The sequence below is a fragment of the Pseudomonas sp. SH10-3B genome (genome assembly GCF_019891415.1).
Taxonomy (GTDB): domain Bacteria; phylum Pseudomonadota; class Gammaproteobacteria; order Pseudomonadales; family Pseudomonadaceae; genus Aquipseudomonas.
This window is the reverse complement of the sequence record NZ_JAFLXD010000153.1, coordinates 1-277: the sequence shown is the minus strand read 5'-3', so window position 1 is coordinate 277 and position 277 is coordinate 1. Positions and strand designations below refer to the sequence as shown.

Sequence of the window (277 nt, the reverse complement as noted above, 5' to 3'; positions counted from 1 at the left end):
CGAAGATCGACCTAACCGTCACCGACCCTGAAGGCCTGAACTCCCACAACACTGGGCAGCCGACTGTCATCCTGCACAACGACGTGCCGGTGATCAGCATCGCGGCGAATACCCTCGATGAGAACGCGGCTAAAGCGGGGACTGTCGCCGGTACCTTCACGGCCACCGACGAAGAAACGCCGCGCACGGGTCTGACGATCACCTTCACCGGCAACAGCAACGCAGACGGCTACTACAGCCTGTCCGGCAACAACGTTGTGTTGACTCAGAAGGGCGC

1 protein-coding gene is annotated in these 277 nt (G+C 61.0%); it reads left to right on the top strand.

All coding sequences use genetic code 11. The features are described from left to right. Nucleotides 1–277 (top strand): hypothetical protein (locus J1G35_RS30765; protein WP_223016893.1); only part of this gene is annotated, 277 nt, incomplete at both ends.